Below are 20,124 nucleotides of genomic sequence, written 5' to 3' on the forward strand. Positions count from 1 at the left end.
GGAAATGGAGTGATGGTATGAAAAGGCTAATAGTAAGTAGTAGTGTAGTGTTGTTTATGTTTTTATGTTCTATCACTATTACTAGTGCAGAAAATAATAGTGTGAAAGTTGCTTTTATTCGTCATCATAATCTTTGGATTAAAGTTGATGGGAAAGAAATACAGATTACAAAAGGAGAGTACATAACAGGGCCGAAGTGGTCATATGATGGGGAGTGGCTAGCGTATGTAAAAGGGAAGAAACAAAGTATTCTTGAGTTATATCGGTTGAAAGATGGAAAGAAAGTTACGCCGTTTCACTCAGAAGCATCGAATTATCAATGGTCACCAACAGAAAATATAATTGCATTTATATTTACAGGTACATTACATACATTTGATGTAGAAAAAAAGAATGCAGATTTTGAAAATGTATCGGCTGGTGTAGGAGATTATGCATGGTATCCTGATGGAAAGAAGTTTTTTGTATCCTCTGAAGCACACTTACTTCCAACAGGATGGACAGGGGCTCAGCTATATGAAGTGCAAAAAGATGCACATATGAATCCTCACAAAATGAAGCATTTGTATGCATTACCAAATGAACATGATGATTTCCTAGCATTAGTTGCAAGTGGCTTTCAGTGGTCGCCAGATCAAAAGTGGATTTCATTTTTAGCAGTACCGACAGCTTCATGGTCAGCTGATAGCAATACGCTTTGCTTAGTTCGTGCAGATGGTAGTCGTTTTGAAAAGGTAGATCAAATGTTATTAAACACACAATGGTTCAAATGGGCGCCAGCCAACAATATATTGGCCTATATTGAAGGAAGCGGGAGAGTTGCATTAGAGAATAAACATTTGAAAGTAAAAGAATTGCCAGCACTTCAGCAGAACACATTTACACCGAAAGGATATGTCGATTGGGATTTTACATGGAAGAATGATAACGTAATTATCGTTTCACGAGCAAAAGAGGGAGGGTTTGAAACTCTGCCAGAAAAAAGGCCATTCCCATCTTTATATGAGATAAATAGCACAAGCGATAAACAATATCAAATTACAAAGTCATCTAATAAGCAAGGCGATTATCATCCAATTTTCATGAAGAAGAGCAATCAATTAATATGGATACGTTCAGATCGTAAGAAAGCTAATATATGGATAGCTCATAGTGATGGAAAACATGAAAAAAAGTGGATTAAAAATGTAGATATACCAGAGTGGTATTATGAGAAATGGAATTGGGAAAATGTTATCTCGGTGAAAGAAGAATAAAAAACTGCCTAAAAGATCGTTTTAGGCAGTTTTTACTGTTATTTATGTGTTTTATTTGGCTTTTTTTTCGCTGGGTTTCCGTTCCCTTGGCGCTTTCTATTTTGTTCATCTTTTGCTTGTTTTTCATGTAGTGTATCTAAAAATTCATTCGAGTTACTCATGTTTATATCTCTCCTTTCATTTTGTCATGATTACTATAACCATTTAGGAGGATAATCATGAGTTAGAAGTTAGGCACTTAATTTTCTTCGATAATGTAAGTAAAATATTCCATACATAACAAATAGCATGAGTAAAACTTGTAACTCTACATTTGCCTTTAAAATAGCTGCGATAGGGTCTGGTAAGTACGGTGATTTATCATTTGTGCTTAAACCTAACCATTTATTTAAGAGGCTAATGGTACAAAACATAAAAACACCGGACCAGCTTGCCGTAATTGCTTTTTGTTTAATTTTTGTTTCACGTTCATCATCTGTAATCCAAGGATTAGCAGTTTTATCACTACTAAAGAAGCCGTTTATATATCCCCATATAATCATTCCAATAAAGACAATTATCCATTTCATATATGTAATTCTCCTTTCGGTGTAAAAAGTATTTTACATGTAATATTGTAATATTTTACAAACCTTCGTGTCAAACATTTTTTACATATCGGTTTTTATACAGCAGGAATAAAGAATGCAATAGGGAAGAAATATGTGTGAGGATTTTATAGTAAGAGGAGACTGAATATGAAAATCGTTTTTGTTCGGCATGGTGAAGGTGAACATACAACGGATTTACCAGAAAGTTTACAAGTGTTTGACCCACCATTGACGAGAGTAGGAAAGGCTCAAGCTAAATTACTTCAACGTGATGTACCATTACAGGAAACGGATATATTAATCGCTAGCCCTACACTTAGAACTTTACAAACGGCAGCGATATGGAGTGAGAAAGTAGCTTGTCAAAAAATCGTCCATCCATATGCATCCCCACGTATTTTTCCTTATCGAGAAGGAGCAAAAACATTACCATGTGACCACATAGTAGATCAGGGGGTAATAACAAATTTACTTCCACATTTTTCGATAGAGAAAAGTACAAATAAACAGCTATGGACGGAAGGTATAAATACTATTTCAGAGAATCGTTTTCAGCAAATCGTAGATGAATTTCTTCTTTGGTGTTGTGAGCTAGGCGCTGAAAGAATTTGCATTGTATCTCACGACGGTACAATTACAGCATATAGGCAATATTTACAGAAAGTCGTTTTAACTAGATCTGATTTTTTGCAAGAAACGGGTATATATGAAATGGATGTATCCCTTAAAATTTTGATTGAGGAGATCTAATTATAGGATGGTGGGTGTATGTTGAATGTTGCACTAGTAGTTGGTTTTAATTCGGATTTAGAGGCGCAATCAATCCGAGCATCTCTTGAATATTTTGGTGCAAGGGTTGTGACATATTGGATTGGTAGACCGAAAGATTTTGTGGAAGTTCTTTCTGGAAAGAACTTATTTAACGATATTAATTATATTATTTTTTGCTTTCATGGTGAAGAAGGGAAGTTTGTCATGGAAGAGTTAGGCGAAGAAGTATATGAACAAGATGAACCGAGAGGGTATTTTGGTACAGAAGAAATTTATAAATATGCAAAATTGCATAATACACATATTGTAAATAGCGGGTGCACGTTAGGGGAGCAAAATCTAGCAAAATCTTTTTTACATAGTGGTGCGAAATCATATATTGGATCGATTGATTATGTAGATGGAAATGCAGCACTTATGTTTACTATACGCTTATTTTATGGGGTTATTAACCATGGGAAAACGTTAGAAGAAGCCTTTCAAGAAGCGAGTTTAATTGATGAGGAGACACATACATTTCGATTCTATAATTAGTGTGAAACACGTTTATTCTATATTCGAATAAACGTGTTTCACATTTAACTCACATTTTTTTTACATTTTTTTCAATGAAAATGGTTATCACTTGTGGTATGATATGTTCAAGTTTTTACAGGTAATAAAAGTTACTATATAAACGTTAGTTTTTAATGTTTCATACGCATGTCACAGATTATTCATAATTAACGTTTGAAAAATAAGTAACTAATGTTATTATATTATCTGTAACTAACTTAATTACAACTTTAGGAGGAAGATATGGTTATTCAATTTTTAAGAGAAAACAAAGCAGTTTCTTTTGCATTAGCAGTAATTCGAGTATATCTTGGTTACACATGGTTAATGGCTGGAATCGGTAAACTACAAGGAAAAGGATTCGATGCAACAGGTTATTTGCAAGGGGCAATTGAAAAATCTAAAGGTGCACAACCGGCTGTTCAATCTTGGTGGGCATCATTCTTACAAGAATTTGCAATTCCAAATGTAGATTTGTTTAATACACTTGTAACATGGGGAGAAATTTTAGTCGGAATTGGTTTAATTGTAGGCTGTTTAACAAAAACAGCGGTCTTTTTTGGTCTTGTAATGAACTTTTCCTATATGTTTAGTGGGTCAATTGGTGTGAACCCTGAGATGGTTATCTTATCTATGTTTGTTCTTGTTTCCGGTATGAACGCTGGGAAATTTGGAATGGATGGCTTCGTTATCCCGAAAGTATTAGGATCAAAAACTCCAAAACGTCAAAAGCAAGCTGCTTAATATATGAAAACGGGTATCTCATTTTGAGATACCCGTTTATGTTATTTTTCAACTTTAATCGGATTGTTCTTAAAGAAATCTTTTACATACCCGACAAATTCTTGTGGTTCTTGGCGAAATGGTGCATGATAACCTTTTTCAATAATATGTAAAGTGCTATTTTTTAAGAATTGATGATACGTTTCTCCTTCTTTCCAGGAAACGCTACTATCATTTCTGCCCCATATAATTAAAGTTGGCTGTTTTATTTCATTTGCATTAATTTTAAGACGTCTAGGCCATAATTTCATTTTATTATAATGCTCTTCATCATTACGTTTGAATTTCACTTTGCTTTCATCATAATCTGTAATAGAAGAAACGGCATTTAAATCAGTCGACAATTGTGGTTTTGGTGAGCCTTGTTTATTAACGAATGTATGAGGGCCACCTGTAGCATCAGTTAAAATAAGGTGAGTAACTGCTTCAGGATATAAATATGTTAAATTTAGAGAAATTTCTCCCCCCATGGAATGCCCCAGTATTGCGAATGAATCATACCCTAGTTTTTTCATTAATTTATAATACAAATTTGCATGAGTTGGAAAAGAATAATAAAAATCCATTGGCTTAGATGAGCGCCCGAATCCTAAAGCATCTACAGAAATAATTGTATGATCTTTTGCTAAATCGGAGTAAATCTTTTGAAAACCATCTGATGACCCTCCAAAGCCATGAATCATAAGTAAAGGTGGTTTTTCATTACCAATCTTTTTAAAGTAAATGGTTTGACCATCTATTTCTACCATTTTTTCCTCGGTAGCTAGTTTCGCTGTCATTGTATTTTTAACTTGTTTTACTTGTTCTACTGGCTTTTCTGCTGCACTACATCCTACTAATAGTGTAAGAGTAAGACAACCTCCCATAAAATAGCTAAATCGCTTCAATTAGGTGTCTCCTTTCTAACATAACGCTGTATCTATCATAGCAAATAGCATATTACGATTTCCAGGAAGTTGGCTACCATTTTTTATCATAAGAGGTGACAGGAGCGTTTCTTGGAAATTTTCTGTTTGAAGAAATTGACGAAATGTAAATTGTGAGTGTGGAACATCAATTCGTACTATACCATTCCAACATTCACATATCTTTTTTAATAATTGGATAGCATCTTCTTCTTGCTTGGCGATAAGTGGATTGATACATAATATATTGCCCTTTTGTATGCATAATGAAAAAGCTTCTATACAGTTATTTCTTTCAATTTTAAAAGAGTATACGGCCCTTGGTAATAGCAAAGAGTAAAGTAGAGAACGATTCATACCAGTTGCAATTTGATCCAGAGAAGTAAGAGATATAAGGTCTTCTTCTTGTACTTGTTGTAAGTGAGAAGGATACGTCTTAATAGTCTGCTTTTCAAAACGATGAATCGTTGTTGCTGTTTGAAATCCACATGATGTGTATAGAGGTTCGCCAGCTTTTGTCGCAATAAGTGCAATGGGTTGTTTTGGATGAATTTGTTCCAAGCAATGATTTAGCAACATGCGCCCTAATCCGCGTCCTTGAAAATTAGGGTGAACGATTAACATACCAATGGAAGCGAAGTTACTTGGAAAGGGAAATACTCCTCCAGTCGCAATGAGTTTGTTTTCATGAATGTAACCTACAAGTGTGCCGATAGAAAGATACATTTCGAATTGTTTTTTCATAAAAATTTCATCGTGTAACCATCCAACAGATTTGCAAAGATTAAGTAATTCAAAAATAAAAGACTCATTTAGCTTTACTATTTTCATAAAGGCTCACCGCATTTCTATTTATTTTCATAAAAATAGAGTCAAAATGTAAAAAAAGAGATTTACGTTAAATGAAATCCAACTTGTTTATATTTAAATTGTAAAGGGCGGGATGATTGATACAAAAAGACAAAGTTATACAAATTATAACTGATATTTACATAAGTTAACAAAAAATTTACATACAGCTAATTTTCTCTTAATAGTCTTCCATTAAATTTGATAGTGGGAAATGAATAACCTAATTAGGGGGACAAGACAGTGAAAAAGTTTGTGAAAAAAGCATGGCCATTTGCAGTTGTGGCATCATTAGCAGTTACTTCGGTAGCAACATGGAATTTTACTCGTTCTAGTGAGGTTAATGCAGATGAGAACGGAAGCAATGCAAAGATTAAAAATGTTATCGTATTAATTGGGGATGGTATGGGCCCTTCATATATGACGGCTCACCGTTATATGAAAGATAATCCAAAAACCTTTGAAATGGAATCTACAGAATTTGATAAGCATCTTGTAGGAACACAAAAAACATACCCAGAAGATGAACATGAAAATATTACAGACTCTGCATCGGCAGCAACAGCTATGTCAGCAGGGATTAAAACATATAATGCTGCAATTGCAGTTGATAATGATAAAGCGGAAGTGAAAACAGTTCTTGAGCAAGCGAAAGAAAAAGGGAAATCAACGGGACTCGTTGCAACTTCTGAAATTACACATGCAACACCAGCTGCTTTCGGTGCGCATGACATTAGCCGTAAAAATATGGACGCAATTGCAAATGATTATTTTGATGAGAAAATTAAAGGGAAGCATAAAGTAGATGTTATGCTTGGCGGCGGCGTAAAGAACTTTGTTAGAAAAGATCGTAATCTTACAGAAGAGTTCAAGAAATCTGGTTATAGCTATGTAACGGATCGAGATCAATTGTTAAATGATAAAAATGATCAAATTCTTGGTTTATTTGCACCAGGTGGATTAGATAAAATGATTGACCGTAATGAGAAAACACCTTCATTAGAAGAAATGACTAATGCAGCAATTGAGCGTTTGAACAAAAATAAAAATGGTTTCTTCTTAATGGTGGAAGGAAGTCAAATCGACTGGGCTGGACATGATAATGATATTGTTGGTGCAATGAGTGAAATGGAAGACTTCGAAAAAGCTTTCAAAGCAGCGATTGAGTTTGCGAAAAAAGATAAAAATACGTTAGTTGTTGCAACGGCAGATCACGCTACTGGTGGATTATCTTTAGGTGCCAATGGCGAGTATAACTTTAAAGTAGATCCAATTAAAGCTGCAAAGCGTACACCAGACTTTATGGCAAATGAGATTGCAAAAGGTGCAAATGTAGAAGAAACATTGAAAAAGTATATTGATTTACAATTAACTCCAGAAGAAATTCAAGCTGTAAATGATATAGCTCCTTCAAAAGATGTAACAAAGATTGATAATGCAATTGAAGATATTTTCAATAAGCGCTCGGTTACAGGCTGGACAACGGGTGGACATACAGGGGAAGATGTGAACGTATATGCATTTGGTCCAGGTAAATACTTGTTCTCTGGCGTTCAAGAGAATACAAATATAGCGAAACGTGTCTTTGATATTGTTGGCGGCGGCGATCCGAATAAAGGAAGACGCTAATTAAGAGCGAAAGTGAGGCGAAATGCCTCACTTTTCTTTTTAGGAGTTGGGAATATGAAAAAGTTATTTAGGAAATTAAGATTCCTTTTAGTATTTGTAGTATTACTAGTTGGATGTCAACAAGAAGAGAATAATGTAGAACAAAAATCTACTACTAAAAAAACTGAGGAAAAGGTACAAATAACAAAAGAAGAAGAGAGATCTATTCAAGATGTTATTCATACATTTGTGCGAACGACGAATGAAAAAAATCTTGCAGAACATATGGAGTTATTTTCAAAGAAGATGCCTAGTGCTGAAGACTTAAAAACACAAAAAGAAGCCGCATTTCAAAAGGGAAATAAGAAAATTGAATTGGAACATATAGATATGAAAGTTAGTAAAGTAGGGTATGTTATTGTTGAAACGAAAGAAAAGGAAGTAGACGACAGTATCACTCTTCAAAAGAAAGTACAGTATGCCCTTGGAAAAGAAGAGGATAAATGGAAGATTGAAGAGGTTCGAACAATAGAGAAAAAATAACGTGAAACTTTAATAAGTGTAGGAGTGGTACTTCCCAAAATGGTAGAAAAAAGGTTCTCATTGGCGAGAACCTTTTTTTATAGTGGTAGCATAATTTGATTTGAGCATGCCTCAATATCATCAATATCTTGACGGATTGTGGCCATTTTATTATCAAGATCTTCAGCTTTCATTGCTGCATCATGTAGTTCATCTTTTAAATACTCCGGTATTTTCCCTTCATATTTATAATAAAGTTTGTGTTCTAAACTTGCCCAAAAGTCCATTGCTAGTGTACGTAACTGAATTTCTGCAAATACATCTTTTGTACCAGAATTTAGTGATAAAGGGTATTTAATAATCATGTGTAAACTTTTATATCCGTTTCGTTTTGGGTTAGCGATATAATCTTTTACTTCTATGACTTCCATATCTTCGCGTTTTTGAATGACTTCTTTCAAATGATAGATATCTTCTACGAAGCAACATGTAATACGAATACCAATAATATCTTGTAAATGTGTTTGAGCGTTTTCAACTGTTGGTAATAAGCTTTTGCGCTCTAGTTTTTTAATAATACTTTCAGGTTGTTTTAGTCTTGTTTTTATATGTTCAAACGGGTTGTAATCCTCTAGAAATTGAGCTTCCCGGTTCATAATTTCAAATTTAGTTTTTAACTCTTCTAAAGCAAATGTATATGGTAATACAAAAGCTTTCCAGTAGTTAACTGTTGATTGATTATATTCCATTTATATACACACCTTTTCCTATTTGCAAGTGAGGTCGTTATTATACTAAATACCAAATCATATAAGCGCAAGCAGCAAATGATGAGATCATAAAGCGATATTTAGTTTTCATACTTTCAACTCCTTTCGAGTAAGATTTTATATAAATAAACGTGATTGTTAATAAGTTCACTATGTACAGTTTCTATAGTAATAGATTCGTGTGAATTTCGTATGAACTAATTGTTTCAGCTTTTTGTCTTTTTTGCTGTTAATCATAATTATTATTCGGATTTAAAGTGTTTTTATTTGATTTATCTATTTGTATAAATTAATGTATATTTGAATTTATAGTTATTGAGGAGGATATATGGTGAACTTTGAAGAATTAGCAATTGCTAGACGTTCTGCAATGAAATTTATACAAGGTATAGAAATCCCTAATGAGGATTTTAAAAAAATATTTGAGTTAACTAAGCTTTCTCCATCTTGCTATAATTTGCAGCACACACATTATGTTGTAATTCGTGATCAAGAGCGAAAAGAAAGATTAAAAGAATTAGCTTTCGGTCAATATAAAGTATCGAGTGCATCAGCGGTAGTGCTCGTTTGTGGTGATAAAAAAGCATACCAAAATGTTGAAAATATTTACTTCGGTATGAAAGTTTTAAAAATGATTGATGAATGTGAATATGAAGATACAATTAGGCAAACGAAAGGTTTATATGAAGGAAAAGGAGAGCGTTTCATGGAGGATGAAGCGATTAGAAATGCTTCGTTAAGCGCGATGACTTTTATGTACGCAGCTAAATATTATGGCTATGATACATGTCCAATGATTGGTTTCGATGAAAAAGCAGTACAAAGTGAATTAAATATGCCAGAGCATGTAATACCTGTTTTAATGATTACGATAGGGAAAAGTGATACGACTAAAGTTCGTCCAAGAGGATATCGAAAGCCAATTAGTGAGTTTGTTACATACGAATCGTTTTAATAAAATTTATTTAACTATAAAAACAAGGGGATTCTAAATAGAATCTTCTTGTTTTTGCAATTGACAAATAGAATGAAGTTTTATAATATATAAATCGTAATCATTACGTTTTAGTTGCGATCTTTGAAAGAAAGGAGAATTAAATATGCGTGTAAATATTACATTAGCTTGTACGGAGTGCGGCGATCGTAATTACATTTCTAAGAAAAATAAACGAAACAATCCAGAACGCATCGAACTAAAAAAATATTGTCCACGATTAAAGCGAGTAACGTTACATCGTGAGACAAAGTAAAAGACTAGAGATATCTCTAGTCTTTTTTTGTTAATAAGTTTTAGTTTTCTTTGTTATAATTACCTTAAAATGTAATAAAGGAAGCGGTATGATGAATCAAAAAGATAAAGAAAGAAAAGAGCGAGTGGCTCATATTATTAACATTCCAGATGAATATAGTCTTGTTGTAGATGATCAAGAAGGGGTTGATGACCCGTATCATCTATTATGGTGGGAGCATAAAGAGGATCAGGAGAGAACGATACAAATTACATTGAATAGACATACTGGTAATTTAATTGAATTTAGGATAGATGATGGAAATTATTTTTCGAGTGATAAGGAAGTTATAGAGGAGAATAGGGTAAGAGAGATTGCAAATGTATTTATAAAAAAACATGTGGAAGAAGGATTAGAGTTTTATACATATGTAACTATCCAGGATGATTGGCGTGGCTGGAAAGAAATAAATTATATGCAAGAAGTAAATGGATATCCATTACCGGATACAGGATGTGTGGTGCAAGTGCATCCTTCAGGGAATGTTGTGAATTTTCATTATAACGGACGAGAAAGCATAAAAGAAAAGCCGTTATGGCCAAGTGAGATTGTTGAGGAGAATATCGTTTTAGACAACTTAAAGGCTAAACAAGATATGAGGCTTGTATTTGTAGATTTAACACATTCTTTATGTAAATATGAAAATGGAGAAGAAGTAAAAGGGTACCACCTTGTGTATGTACCAGAACCTAGTCATGTATTTATTGATGCAAGTACAGGTAAAGATTTATTTGGACCAGATCATTATAAATTACCGCCAACAGTGGCTGTTAGAAAACAAAAAAGGGGTAGCCAACAAGATGATGTATTCGATTTATTTGACTGGAATAAAGAAGGTTTTACAAAAGTAGTTGAGACGGAAAATGATGATGAAATAAGGATGAAATTTGTTCCGAAAGAGGAATTACAAAAACAGAAAGAAGAAAAGAATCCGTATTTAATGAATGAATTCTTTAACAAGCATTTACCGATGTTGAAATATAATAATTTAGTTAGCGTTACAATTGATAAATTAACCAATGAATTAACTGGTTTTATAAAACTGACAGATGATAAAGAAGTAAAGCAAATACTGTCTAGAGAGGAATGTTTACAAAAAGCACTTCAATTTTTAGAACGAGTTATTCCAGATATCAAACAATATCTGCGTCTTTGGGAGGAACGTGAAGCAGCAGAAGATGGGATTGAAAGATTTATCTTTTCTGTATATATAAATGATATTCCGGCAGAGTATAACTAATTTATGATCAACATCAATGCAGAAAATGGTGCTGTTATGCACTACTCGGGGGAGTCTAGCAACTTTATAAAAAAATTACTTACATATGAAACAACACCAAAATTAATAAAAGAAAAAGCGTTAGAAATATACAGAGCGGCTATCCGAGTTAAATTAGAATGGTTTGTAGATCATGATGCAGAGGAAACGAAATACAAACTACTGTACAAACAAACGACAGATGAAAAACATAAAGAACCTTTTGATTGTAGTCGGGAAATTCGTTATATTGATGCCCAAACTGGGAGAAAGATTTGGAGTAAGTAAAATAAAAAGAGTTATTTTTCAAAGAAAATAACTCTTTTTATTTTTATAATTTGCCTGTTCGCTTTTCAAAAGTAAATGTGATAGGAAGATTGGAATGAGAACTATCACTTTTAAATATTACTTTCCATTCTTTAGTATGGGCTTTAATTTCAAAATTAAGAAGATTTATCGCTCTACGTTTATCTATTTCTAAAAACATATTATGAATTTCTGGTTCTTGCTGTAAATTAAGAGCCTTTAGTGTGACTGTAAATGTGAAAAAATTCTGCCCTTCATATACTATTTTTGATATTTTTGTTTTTTGTGTATTTAACAGCACATAAAAACGGTCTGATGGAGTTAATTGTACAGAGTCATCAGTAATTTCATTCTCGCTATTATGAAGTTCAACTAAGAAAGATGTACTATGGGAAGAATCTTTTTTGCTTGTAATCTGTAATTCAGTAGGAATCATCGGTATTTCATAAAAGTCATTCCTTATTATGTTATTGTAATCCTCTGAAAATTTACGGACTTCTTTTGGAAAAGAGTCTTCTTGTGTACTTAAAAAAGTTTTATGTTGCTTTGGAATTTTTTTACTAAAATTTAATGTTTCTTTAAAGTAATAATTGGATCCAGTTAAAAATAAAAAACTACAAATTAATAAAAAAATTCGATACAGATTTTGAAAATGAAAGAACAATAGTATACATGTAATAATTCCAATTACATAGAAAATAAAGATAAGTAGTTCTAGTTTTGAGTGAAACAAGAAACCATAGTTATGAAAAAATTTTATTCCAGTTATAATTTGAGCTCCAAAAAATAAAGAAATTCCAAATTGAAAAAATAATAAATCAGGCCCTCTTTTAATAACAAAAGTAATGAACGAAATGAAAAGTAAAAATACTCCTAAATAAATTGTTACATTTAATAATCGTTCTAATGTAATCATGAATAATGTCCCCTTTAATAGCATATTCATATATAAATAACAATTTTATATAATTATAATATAACAATAAATTATTTTAAATGTTGGAAGTGTTGAGTTTTATAAATAAACTGTACAGACACAAACAACCTCACGCCCACATACACATAATAAAGACCACTATTTTGGCGGAGGTGAAAGGTTTGAGTCTATTCGCCGCAATTGGATATATGGTTCGAGAAGTGTTTGTCTTTGTTTCTTATGTGAAGAATAATGCGTTCCCGCAGCCGTTATCATCAGATGATGAGAGAAAGTACTTAGAGTTAATGGAGCAAGGTGATGCTCAAGCGAGAAATCTTTTAATTGAACATAATTTACGGCTTGTAGCTCATATCGTTAAAAAATTTGAGAACACAGGAGAAGATGCAGAAGATTTAATTTCAATTGGTACGATCGGGCTCATTAAAGCGATCGAGAGCTATTCTGCTGGAAAGGGAACGAAGCTTGCGACGTATGCAGCACGCTGTATTGAAAATGAAATTTTGATGCATTTACGTGTACTAAAGAAAACGAAAAAAGATGTTTCACTTCATGATCCGATCGGGCAAGATAAAGAGGGCAATGAAATATCGCTTATTGATATATTAAAATCAGAGTCTGAAGATGTAATTGATATGATTCAGCTTAGTATGGAGTTAGAAAAAATTAAAGAGTATATCGATATTTTAGACGAAAGAGAAAAAGAAGTGATTGTGAAACGTTTTGGACTTGGGCTAGATAAGGAGAAAACACAGCGGGAAATCGCTAAGGCGCTTGGTATTTCTAGAAGCTACGTATCACGGATTGAAAAGCGTGCTTTAATGAAAATGTTCCACGAGTTTGTAAGGGCAGAGAAAGAGAAAAAAGCGAAAGAGTAAAGTGTATTAGAAGCAGCCATATTTAAAATGGGCTGCTTTTCTTATTGTAAATAAGAAAAGAAAACGCGTTATGCTAAGAAGAAATACATGTTCACTGTTGAAAATGACGGATTCTATCTGTAATATTAGAAGGTGCTAAATAATTTAAGAATAATACCATACTTAGTTTTCTGTATGTATAATAAGGTTGCTTTATATGATATGTGGGAATAAGAACCAATTTTACATATGATATAGAAAGAAAAGAAGGGAAAACTAAAGTTATAGACTGATTAGGGGGTTTCGCAATTTGCGACGTACATTATATCGACTTATGATAGAACTTACAAATGGTCGCTTTACTTCTTATATATTACGTAAATTTGCACAATCTCGTTTGAGCTCTATCATTATTCCATCGTATGCGAAAGTTTTTCAAATTAATCAAGATGAGATGGAAAAGGGTTTGAAGGAATATAGAACATTGCATGAATTATTTACGCGTAAGCTAAAAGAAGGAAAGCGTAGTATTGATACAGATGCATCGAGTATCGTTAGTCCTGTTGATGGTGTTTTTGCAGATCATGGTCCTATTGAGGATACAAAAACATTTTATATTAAAGGAAAGCGCTATTCAATTGTGGATATGCTAGGTAATGAAGAACGTGCAACGCGATATGCAGGCGGTACATATATGGTAATTTATTTGAGTCCAAGTCATTATCATCGCATTCATAGTCCGCTTTCTGGTTCTGTGACTGAAAGATTTGTACTCGGTAGAAAATCATATCCGGTAAATGCAGCTGGTATGGAATACGGGAAAGAACCACTGTCAAAAAATTATCGTTCTGTTACAGAAGTAAGCAGTGATGGCGAGCATATGGCTCTTGTAAAAGTAGGGGCCATGTTTGTTAATAGTATTGAGCTTTTACATGAGAGAGACACTGTTCAAAAAGGTGAAGAAATGGCATACTTTACATTTGGTTCAACAGTTGTGTTATTGTTTGAAAAAGATATGATAGAAGTAGTGCAGGAATTAAAGAGTGGACAAGAGCTTCGTCTTGGTGAAAAAATAGCTACTCGCTTAGCTCATAAATAAAGAAAAGCTTTTATAACCGTAAGTAAGAGTTATGGGCAAAGATACTTAATGATGAAATCCCCTAGATGGGAGTACTTGTTTATTCGAGAGCCATCGTAGGATGGCTCTTTTTACAGGGCATCCAATAAATTATCCTTTAACTGTTTAATTGGTAAGGGCTGATTAAACTTTCACTTTATATGTAATCAAGATGATTTGACAAGCTTGTCCTCTAATGAGCGTCTAATGATTTCTTGTTTTATAAGTAAAATGAAGTCGGGATTTAATTTTAGTTCTTTTGCTTTATAATAAGACTCAGTGAGTAACTCAGTGGATAACTGTTCCATATGTTTTGTTTTCAAGGTGAGTCACCTCCTAATAATATAAGGATTGATTCGTTGATGCATTTAATGTACCAAAAAAATATGACAGTCACAAACGAGTGGTTATCCACATACCTAGGTGGATAAAGTGTGTATAGTTTGTTAGTAAATTCCAAATTAACTGAAAAATTAATGTGGAAAATGTGTACAATTTTATCCACAGGTTATATATCGAAAAATGTTGTCGAAAAATTTTATGAAAAATCCTCAAAGAGGTGAAAGAAATTGAAACTATTTTTACCAAATGAATATGTGAAAAATGTATATCATGTTCAACCAGAAGATTTAAAAAAACGTGGGATTAAAGGCGTTATTACTGACTTAGATAACACTTTAATTGAATGGGATCGTCCCAATGCAACACCGCAACTTGAAAAATGGTTCTTGGAAATGAAAGAGCAAGGCATTCAAGTAACGGTCGTTTCAAATAATAATGAGCAACGTGTAAAAGATTTTGCTGATCCATTAGGTATTCCATTTATTCATAGTGCACGTAAACCATTTGTTCGCGCATTTAAGCGTGCGATACAAGAGATGCGTTTGCAGCCAGATGAAGTTGTAGTAATTGGAGATCAGTTACTGACGGACGTGCTTGGTGGCAACCGAGTAGGCCTTCATACAATTTTAGTTGTACCGGTAGCACAAACGGACGGATTAGTAACGCGCTTTAATCGAAAAATTGAACGAAGAATTATGAAAAATATGAAGAAAAAAGGTTTAATTAACTGGGAGGAATAAAGTTTGACTGAAACAATTAAATGTATTGGTTGCGGTGTAGAAATTCAAACAGAAAATAAAAACGAAGTGGGGTATGCTCCTGCCTCATCTTTAGAGAAAGAACAAGTTATTTGTCAACGTTGTTTTCGCTTGAAGCATTACAATGAAATTCAAGATGTATCGTTAACAGATGATGACTTCCTACGCATTTTAAATGGAATTGGAAAATCAGATGCATTAGTAGTCAAAATTGTAGATATTTTTGATTTTAATGGTAGCTGGTTACCTGGCTTACATCGTTTCGTAGGGAATAATAAAGTATTACTTGTTGGAAATAAAGCTGATTTAATTCCAAAGTCAGTAAAACATGATAAAGTAAAACATTGGATGCGCTATAGTGCAAAGCAGCTAGGATTAAAACCAGAAGATGTCTTTTTAATTAGTGCAGCGAAGGGACAAGGAATCGCTGAACTAGCAGATGCTATTGAGTATTATCGCGGCGGCAAAGATGTTTATGTTGTTGGATGTACGAATGTAGGGAAATCGACATTTATTAATCGTATGATTAAAGAATTTAGTGATGAGACTGAAAATGTAATTACAACATCTCATTTCCCAGGAACAACACTTGATTTAATTGATATTCCATTGGATGAAGAGTCTTCTTTATATGATACGCCAGGTATTATTAACCACCACCAAATGGCTCATTATGTTGGAAAGCAAAGCTTAAAGCTTATTACACCAACAAAAGAAATTAAGCCGATGGTATTCCAATTAAATGAAGAACAAACGTTATTCTTTAGTGGATTGGCACGTTTTGATTATGTAAGTGGTGGTCGTCGTGCATTTACTTGTCACTTCTCGAATCGCTTAACAATCCATCGTACAAAGCTTGAGAAAGCAGATGAATTATATAAAAATCATGCCGGGGATTTACTAAGCCCACCAACGCCAGAAGAATTAGCAAATATGCCTGAGCTAGTGAAATACGAATTTAATATTCGTGAACCTAAAACGGATGTTGTATTCTCTGGATTAGGATGGGTTACTGTGAACGAACCAGGAGCAAAAATTGTTGCACACGTACCAAAAGGAGTAAGTGTTTCACTACGTAAATCTTTAATTTAATATGGAGAGGGATTTATGAAACAATTATATGGTGTAATCGGAAATCCAATTGGACATTCATTATCACCCGTTATGCATAACGATGCATTTGAACACTTGAATATGGATGCCCATTATCATGCGTTCCTTGTTGAAGAGGAATTGCTAGGGGAAGCAGTAAGAGGTTTAAAAGCATTAGGTATTTCAGGATTTAATGTAACAACTCCGCACAAGGTTGCTATTATGGAGTATTTGGATGAGATTGACCCATTGGCAAGGAAAATCGGTGCAGTAAATACAGTGGTTCATAAGGATGGAAGATTAATTGGCTATAACACAGACGGGATTGGTTTTGTTCGAGCGCTGCAGTCAATTAGTAATGAACCACTTCAAGGGAAACGTATTTTGTTACTTGGTTCAGGTGGTGCTAGCCGAGCTATTTATTTTTCTCTTGCTGATGTAGGTGTAAAAGAGATTGATGTAGCCAATCGTACAGTAGATAAGGCGAAGGAACTTATTGCTGCACGTACGGCCGATGTTAATTCTGTTGCTTTGTCGTTAGAAAAAGCGACGGAAGAACAAGGAAATTATGATATTATCATTCAGACGACAACGATAGGTATGCATCCACACGTAGAACATACGCCATTACAAATTTGTTCGTTAAAAAAAGGAACGATTGTATCAGATATAATTTATAATCCATTTGAAACGAAAATTTTATGTGAGGCAAAAGAGCAAGGTGCAATCATTCAAAATGGTATTGATATGTTTGTTTATCAAGGAGCACTTGCATTTGAAATGTGGACAGGACGCACGCCAAATATCGAGAGAATGAAACAATTAGTTATAGAAAAGCTTGGAGGCTAACATATATGTTAACAGGAAAACAAAAAAGATTTTTACGTGCACAAGCACATCATTTAACACCAATTTTTCAAGTAGGAAAAGGCGGAGTAAATGAAAATATGATTAAACAAATCGCAGATACTTTAGAAGCTCGTGAGTTATTTAAAGTAAGTGTATTACAAAACTGTGAATTTGATCGCCGTGAGGTTGCGGAAGAACTTGCAAAAGGTGCACGTGCTGAAATCGTTCAAGTAATTGGAAGCACAATTGTTTTATACAAAGAATCAAGAGAAAATAAACAAATTAAGCTTCCTCGATAAAAAGACTAGCATGCGCTATTTTTATCGTTTATGCGTAATGATGTAGAGAGCGAAACCAATTGAACTTTTATTAATAGCAACTCTCTTCATTCCTAACCGAGGAGAGTTGCTGTATGTAAAAGGAAGGGGCGTTTCTTTTGAGAAAAATTGGCATCATTGGCGGTACATTTGATCCGCCTCACTATGGACATTTGCTAATTGCAAATGAAGTATATCACGCTTTGAACTTGGAAGAAGTATGGTTCTTGCCAAACCAGATTCCGCCACATAAACAAGGGCGGAATATTACAAGTGTAGAAAGTCGTTTACATATGTTAGAGCTCGCGACTGAGGCAGAAGAGCACTTTTCTATTTGTTTAGAAGAGCTAAGTAGGAAGGGCCCATCTTATACGTATGACACTATGTTACAATTGACGAAGAAGTATCCGGATGTGCAGTTTCACTTTATTATTGGTGGGGATATGGTTGAGTATTTACCGAAGTGGTATAACATTGAAGCTTTACTTAATCTTGTAACGTTTGTTGGAGTTGCAAGACCTGGGTATACATTGCATACACCATATAAGATTACTACAGTGGAAATTCCGGAATTTGCAGTTTCTTCATCCTTATTACGTGAGAGATATAAGGAGAAGAAAACGTGTAAATATTTACTTCCCGAAAAAGTACAGGTATATATCGAGAGGAATGGGTTGTATGAATCGTGAGAATGCACTGCATATTGTCAAACAACAAATGCATGAAAAACGTTATATACACACAATTGGTGTAATGGAGACAGCGATTGAGCTTGCTAAGTTATACGGTGTGGACGAAAAAAAAGCAGAGATGGCAGCTATATTCCATGATTATGCGAAATGTAGAGCAATTTCAGAGATGGAAGAGATTATTAAACGTGAAGATTTGCCGAAAGATTTACTTTGCTATAACAAAGAGTTATGGCATGCACCTGTTGGGGCATACTTAGTAGAAAAAGAAGTAGGCATTACGGATTCTGAAATTTTGCAAGCTATTACATATCATACAAGTGGTCATGAGAATATGACGATGTTAGATAAAGTGATTTATGTAGCTGATTACATTGAACCTGGGCGAAAGTTTCCAGGAGTGGAAGAGGCTCGTAAACTCGCATATACGGATATAAATCAAGCTTTATTATTTGCGTTAAAGAGAACAATTCAATTTTTAATGGAAAAAGATCAGACGATTTATCCATTAACATTCCAAACATACAATGCAGTTATCAAGGAGGAAATGAGTAAATGAACGATAAAGATTTATTAGTATTAGCGGCAAAAGCAGCTGATGATAAGAGAGCAGAAGATATGGTTGTCCTAAATATGCAAGGTATTTCACCAATTGCAGATTATTTCATTATTTGTCACGGAAATTCAGACAAACAAGTGCAAGCAATTGCACGTGAAATTAAATCAAAAGCACATGAGTTCCAAATCGACGTACAACGTATGGAAGGGTTTGACGAAGCACGTTGGGTATTAGTTGATCTTGGAGATGTAGTTGCTCATGTATTCCATAAAGATGAGCGTAATCACTATAATTTAGAGCGTCTATGGGGCGATGTGCCACGTGAAGATATTACAGAAGAGTTAGGCCAATGAAATACGAACAATTTGCATTGTTGTACGACGAACTAATGAATGATGTCCCTTATGATAAATGGGTGGAATTTACAGAGGAAAGTTTACAGCAGGCAGATATGAAAGAGGCAAAAATTCTTGATGTAGCATGCGGTACGGGTAATGTAACCCTGCCGCTTGTGCAAAAGGGTTACGATTTAATAGGTGTCGATCTTTCAGAAGAAATGTTAACAGTCGCTCAGCAAAAACTAGGAGGAGAGGGATACTTTATTCCTTTTTATCAACAAGACATGCGAGAGCTTGATGTTCCAGGTGAGTTTGATTGTGTAACCATCTTTTGTGATTCATTAAATTATGTATTGCAAGAAGATGGAGTACAAGAAACATTTAGAAGAGTATTTCACCATTTACGTCAAGATGGTTTGTTTTTATTTGATGTACATTCTTTATATAAAATACATCATGTATTTCAAAATGAAACGTATACAGTGAATGGAGAAGAAATATCTCTTATTTGGAATTGCTTCCCTGGTGAAGAATCAAATAGTGTAGAGCATGATTTAACATTCTTTGTTCAAGATCCGGAAGAAGATGTGTACCATCGGTTTGACGAATGTCACGTGCAACGTGCATATCAAGTGGAAGAGTTAACGAAATGGCTTGAAGAAGCAGGTTTTACAGTGCTTCGTGTAACAGGTGATTTTGAGCGACTTGAAGTTACAGAACAAACAGAGCGTATTTTCTTCATGGCGAAGAAAAACGGATAAAACAAAAGCAACCGAGAAGGTTGCTTTTGTTTTATAAAGAAGATGTATT

General features: G+C 33.9%; 25 protein-coding genes and 1 pseudogene. 19 read left to right on the forward strand and 7 right to left on the reverse strand.

Annotated elements, in window-relative coordinates; translation table 11 throughout:
• The first annotated feature begins 17 nt into the window (after positions 1-17).
• Positions 18-1,256 carry an eIF2A-related protein gene (locus ACS2QP_RS00230; protein ID WP_119683944.1) on the forward strand — a complete coding sequence of 413 codons (1,239 nt, stop codon included), beginning with the start codon at positions 18-20 and terminating at the stop codon, positions 1,254-1,256.
• Between the two features lie 38 nt (positions 1,257-1,294).
• Here ACS2QP_RS00230 and ACS2QP_RS00235 read toward each other — a convergent pair whose 3' ends face one another.
• Positions 1,295-1,417, reverse strand: a complete 123-nt coding sequence (locus tag ACS2QP_RS00235) for a DUF4023 domain-containing protein (RefSeq protein ID WP_000071866.1) — start codon at positions 1,415-1,417, stop codon at positions 1,295-1,297.
• 69 nt (positions 1,418-1,486) lie between these two features.
• Entirely contained in the window at positions 1,487-1,825 is a 339-nt protein-coding gene (locus tag ACS2QP_RS00240; RefSeq protein WP_053563627.1) for a hypothetical protein, read from the reverse strand.
• A gap of 168 nt (positions 1,826-1,993) precedes the next feature.
• Between ACS2QP_RS00240 and ACS2QP_RS00245 the strand changes: the two genes are divergently transcribed.
• The 3 genes from ACS2QP_RS00245 (at position 1,994) to ACS2QP_RS00255 (ending at position 3,916) form a co-directional block, all read left to right on the forward strand.
• Positions 1,994-2,596 (forward strand): histidine phosphatase family protein, encoded by a 603-nt coding sequence (locus ACS2QP_RS00245; protein WP_332284044.1) that lies wholly within the window; start codon positions 1,994-1,996, stop codon positions 2,594-2,596.
• Between the two features lie 18 nt (positions 2,597-2,614).
• Positions 2,615-3,151: a hypothetical protein gene (locus tag ACS2QP_RS00250; protein ID WP_000935633.1), complete on the forward strand. Its 537-nt coding sequence runs from the start codon at positions 2,615-2,617 to the stop codon at positions 3,149-3,151.
• 264 nt (positions 3,152-3,415) lie between these two features.
• Entirely contained in the window at positions 3,416-3,916 is a 501-nt protein-coding gene (locus ACS2QP_RS00255; protein ID WP_000236592.1) for a DoxX family protein, read from the forward strand.
• Between the two features lie 41 nt (positions 3,917-3,957).
• Here the strand turns inward: ACS2QP_RS00255 and ACS2QP_RS00260 are convergent, their stop codons facing one another.
• Positions 3,958-4,842, reverse strand: coding sequence for an alpha/beta fold hydrolase (locus ACS2QP_RS00260; RefSeq protein WP_326263141.1), 885 nt, complete (start codon positions 4,840-4,842; stop codon positions 3,958-3,960).
• 15 nt (positions 4,843-4,857) lie between these two features.
• Positions 4,858-5,691: a GNAT family N-acetyltransferase gene (locus tag ACS2QP_RS00265; protein WP_000706687.1), complete on the reverse strand. Its 834-nt coding sequence runs from the start codon at positions 5,689-5,691 to the stop codon at positions 4,858-4,860.
• Between the two features lie 261 nt (positions 5,692-5,952).
• On the opposite strand from ACS2QP_RS00265, the gene ACS2QP_RS00270 reads away from it, so the two are divergent.
• Both ACS2QP_RS00270 and ACS2QP_RS00275 read left to right on the forward strand, forming a co-directional pair.
• A complete protein-coding gene (locus ACS2QP_RS00270; RefSeq protein ID WP_000714912.1) occupies positions 5,953-7,338 on the forward strand; it encodes an alkaline phosphatase in 1,386 nt (461 codons plus the stop codon).
• Positions 7,339-7,392: 54 nt separating this feature from the next.
• Entirely contained in the window at positions 7,393-7,860 is a 468-nt protein-coding gene (locus ACS2QP_RS00275; RefSeq protein WP_000732796.1) for a hypothetical protein, read from the forward strand.
• A gap of 77 nt (positions 7,861-7,937) precedes the next feature.
• Here the strand turns inward: ACS2QP_RS00275 and ACS2QP_RS00280 are convergent, their stop codons facing one another.
• Positions 7,938-8,588, reverse strand: a complete 651-nt coding sequence (locus tag ACS2QP_RS00280) for a GTP pyrophosphokinase (protein WP_000456230.1) — start codon at positions 8,586-8,588, stop codon at positions 7,938-7,940.
• Between the two features lie 349 nt (positions 8,589-8,937).
• On the opposite strand from ACS2QP_RS00280, the gene ACS2QP_RS00285 reads away from it, so the two are divergent.
• The 3 genes and pseudogenes from ACS2QP_RS00285 to ACS2QP_RS00295 all read left to right on the forward strand — a co-directional run bounded on the left by ACS2QP_RS00285 (position 8,938) and on the right by ACS2QP_RS00295 (position 11,444).
• Positions 8,938-9,564, forward strand: coding sequence for a nitroreductase family protein (locus ACS2QP_RS00285; protein ID WP_048656873.1), 627 nt, complete (start codon positions 8,938-8,940; stop codon positions 9,562-9,564).
• A 145-nt stretch (positions 9,565-9,709) separates the two neighbouring features.
• Positions 9,710-9,859, forward strand: coding sequence for a 50S ribosomal protein L33 (rpmG, locus tag ACS2QP_RS00290; RefSeq protein ID WP_001265617.1), 150 nt, complete (start codon positions 9,710-9,712; stop codon positions 9,857-9,859).
• Positions 9,860-9,947: 88 nt separating this feature from the next.
• Positions 9,948-11,444 (forward strand): annotated as a pseudogene (locus tag ACS2QP_RS00295) (YcdB/YcdC domain-containing protein).
• 43 nt (positions 11,445-11,487) lie between these two features.
• Here the strand turns inward: ACS2QP_RS00295 and ACS2QP_RS00300 are convergent.
• The gene (locus ACS2QP_RS00300) at positions 11,488-12,408 is read right to left on the reverse strand and encodes a hypothetical protein (RefSeq protein WP_438882078.1); all 921 of its coding nucleotides are present in this window, start codon (positions 12,406-12,408) and stop codon (positions 11,488-11,490) included.
• A 152-nt stretch (positions 12,409-12,560) separates the two neighbouring features.
• Here ACS2QP_RS00300 and sigK point away from each other — a divergent pair, with 152 nt between their 5' ends.
• Complete coding sequence (gene sigK, locus ACS2QP_RS00305; RefSeq protein ID WP_000051382.1) at positions 12,561-13,274, forward strand: RNA polymerase sporulation sigma factor SigK; 714 nt, start codon at positions 12,561-12,563, stop codon at positions 13,272-13,274.
• A 289-nt stretch (positions 13,275-13,563) separates the two neighbouring features.
• Positions 13,564-14,352: a phosphatidylserine decarboxylase gene (locus tag ACS2QP_RS00310; RefSeq protein ID WP_017673520.1), complete on the forward strand. Its 789-nt coding sequence runs from the start codon at positions 13,564-13,566 to the stop codon at positions 14,350-14,352.
• Between the two features lie 185 nt (positions 14,353-14,537).
• Here the strand turns inward: ACS2QP_RS00310 and ACS2QP_RS00315 are convergent, their stop codons facing one another.
• A complete protein-coding gene (locus ACS2QP_RS00315) occupies positions 14,538-14,693 on the reverse strand; it encodes a sporulation histidine kinase inhibitor Sda (RefSeq protein ID WP_000850094.1) in 156 nt (51 codons plus the stop codon).
• A gap of 246 nt (positions 14,694-14,939) precedes the next feature.
• On the opposite strand from ACS2QP_RS00315, the gene ACS2QP_RS00320 reads away from it, so the two are divergent.
• From ACS2QP_RS00320 to ACS2QP_RS00355, 8 genes are all read left to right on the forward strand, one after another.
• Positions 14,940-15,452, forward strand: a complete 513-nt coding sequence (locus tag ACS2QP_RS00320; RefSeq protein ID WP_000765314.1) for a YqeG family HAD IIIA-type phosphatase — start codon at positions 14,940-14,942, stop codon at positions 15,450-15,452.
• A 3-nt stretch (positions 15,453-15,455) separates the two neighbouring features.
• The gene (gene yqeH / locus ACS2QP_RS00325; protein WP_000140799.1) at positions 15,456-16,562 is read left to right on the forward strand and encodes a ribosome biogenesis GTPase YqeH; all 1,107 of its coding nucleotides are present in this window, start codon (positions 15,456-15,458) and stop codon (positions 16,560-16,562) included.
• 15 nt (positions 16,563-16,577) lie between these two features.
• Positions 16,578-17,411, forward strand: a complete 834-nt coding sequence (gene aroE / locus ACS2QP_RS00330) for a shikimate dehydrogenase (RefSeq protein ID WP_000812076.1) — start codon at positions 16,578-16,580, stop codon at positions 17,409-17,411.
• A 5-nt stretch (positions 17,412-17,416) separates the two neighbouring features.
• The gene (gene yhbY, locus ACS2QP_RS00335) at positions 17,417-17,710 is read left to right on the forward strand and encodes a ribosome assembly RNA-binding protein YhbY (protein WP_000955224.1); all 294 of its coding nucleotides are present in this window, start codon (positions 17,417-17,419) and stop codon (positions 17,708-17,710) included.
• A 137-nt stretch (positions 17,711-17,847) separates the two neighbouring features.
• Positions 17,848-18,417, forward strand: coding sequence for a nicotinate-nucleotide adenylyltransferase (gene nadD, locus ACS2QP_RS00340; RefSeq protein WP_001226048.1), 570 nt, complete (start codon positions 17,848-17,850; stop codon positions 18,415-18,417).
• Positions 18,407-18,976: a bis(5'-nucleosyl)-tetraphosphatase (symmetrical) YqeK gene (gene yqeK / locus ACS2QP_RS00345; RefSeq protein WP_001078477.1), complete on the forward strand. Its 570-nt coding sequence runs from the start codon at positions 18,407-18,409 to the stop codon at positions 18,974-18,976. Before nadD ends, yqeK begins: the two co-directional genes overlap by 11 nt.
• A complete protein-coding gene (gene rsfS, locus ACS2QP_RS00350) occupies positions 18,973-19,329 on the forward strand; it encodes a ribosome silencing factor (protein WP_000998173.1) in 357 nt (118 codons plus the stop codon). Before yqeK ends, rsfS begins: the two co-directional genes overlap by 4 nt.
• Positions 19,326-20,075, forward strand: coding sequence for a class I SAM-dependent methyltransferase (locus ACS2QP_RS00355; RefSeq protein ID WP_000873069.1), 750 nt, complete (start codon positions 19,326-19,328; stop codon positions 20,073-20,075). The genes rsfS and ACS2QP_RS00355 overlap by 4 nt, the downstream gene beginning before the upstream one ends.
• The last annotated feature ends 49 nt before the right edge of the window (positions 20,076-20,124 follow it).

It is taken from the genome of Bacillus cereus group sp. Bce019, from assembly GCF_051781745.1.
Lineage (GTDB): Bacteria > Bacillota > Bacilli > Bacillales > Bacillaceae_G > Bacillus_A > Bacillus_A cereus.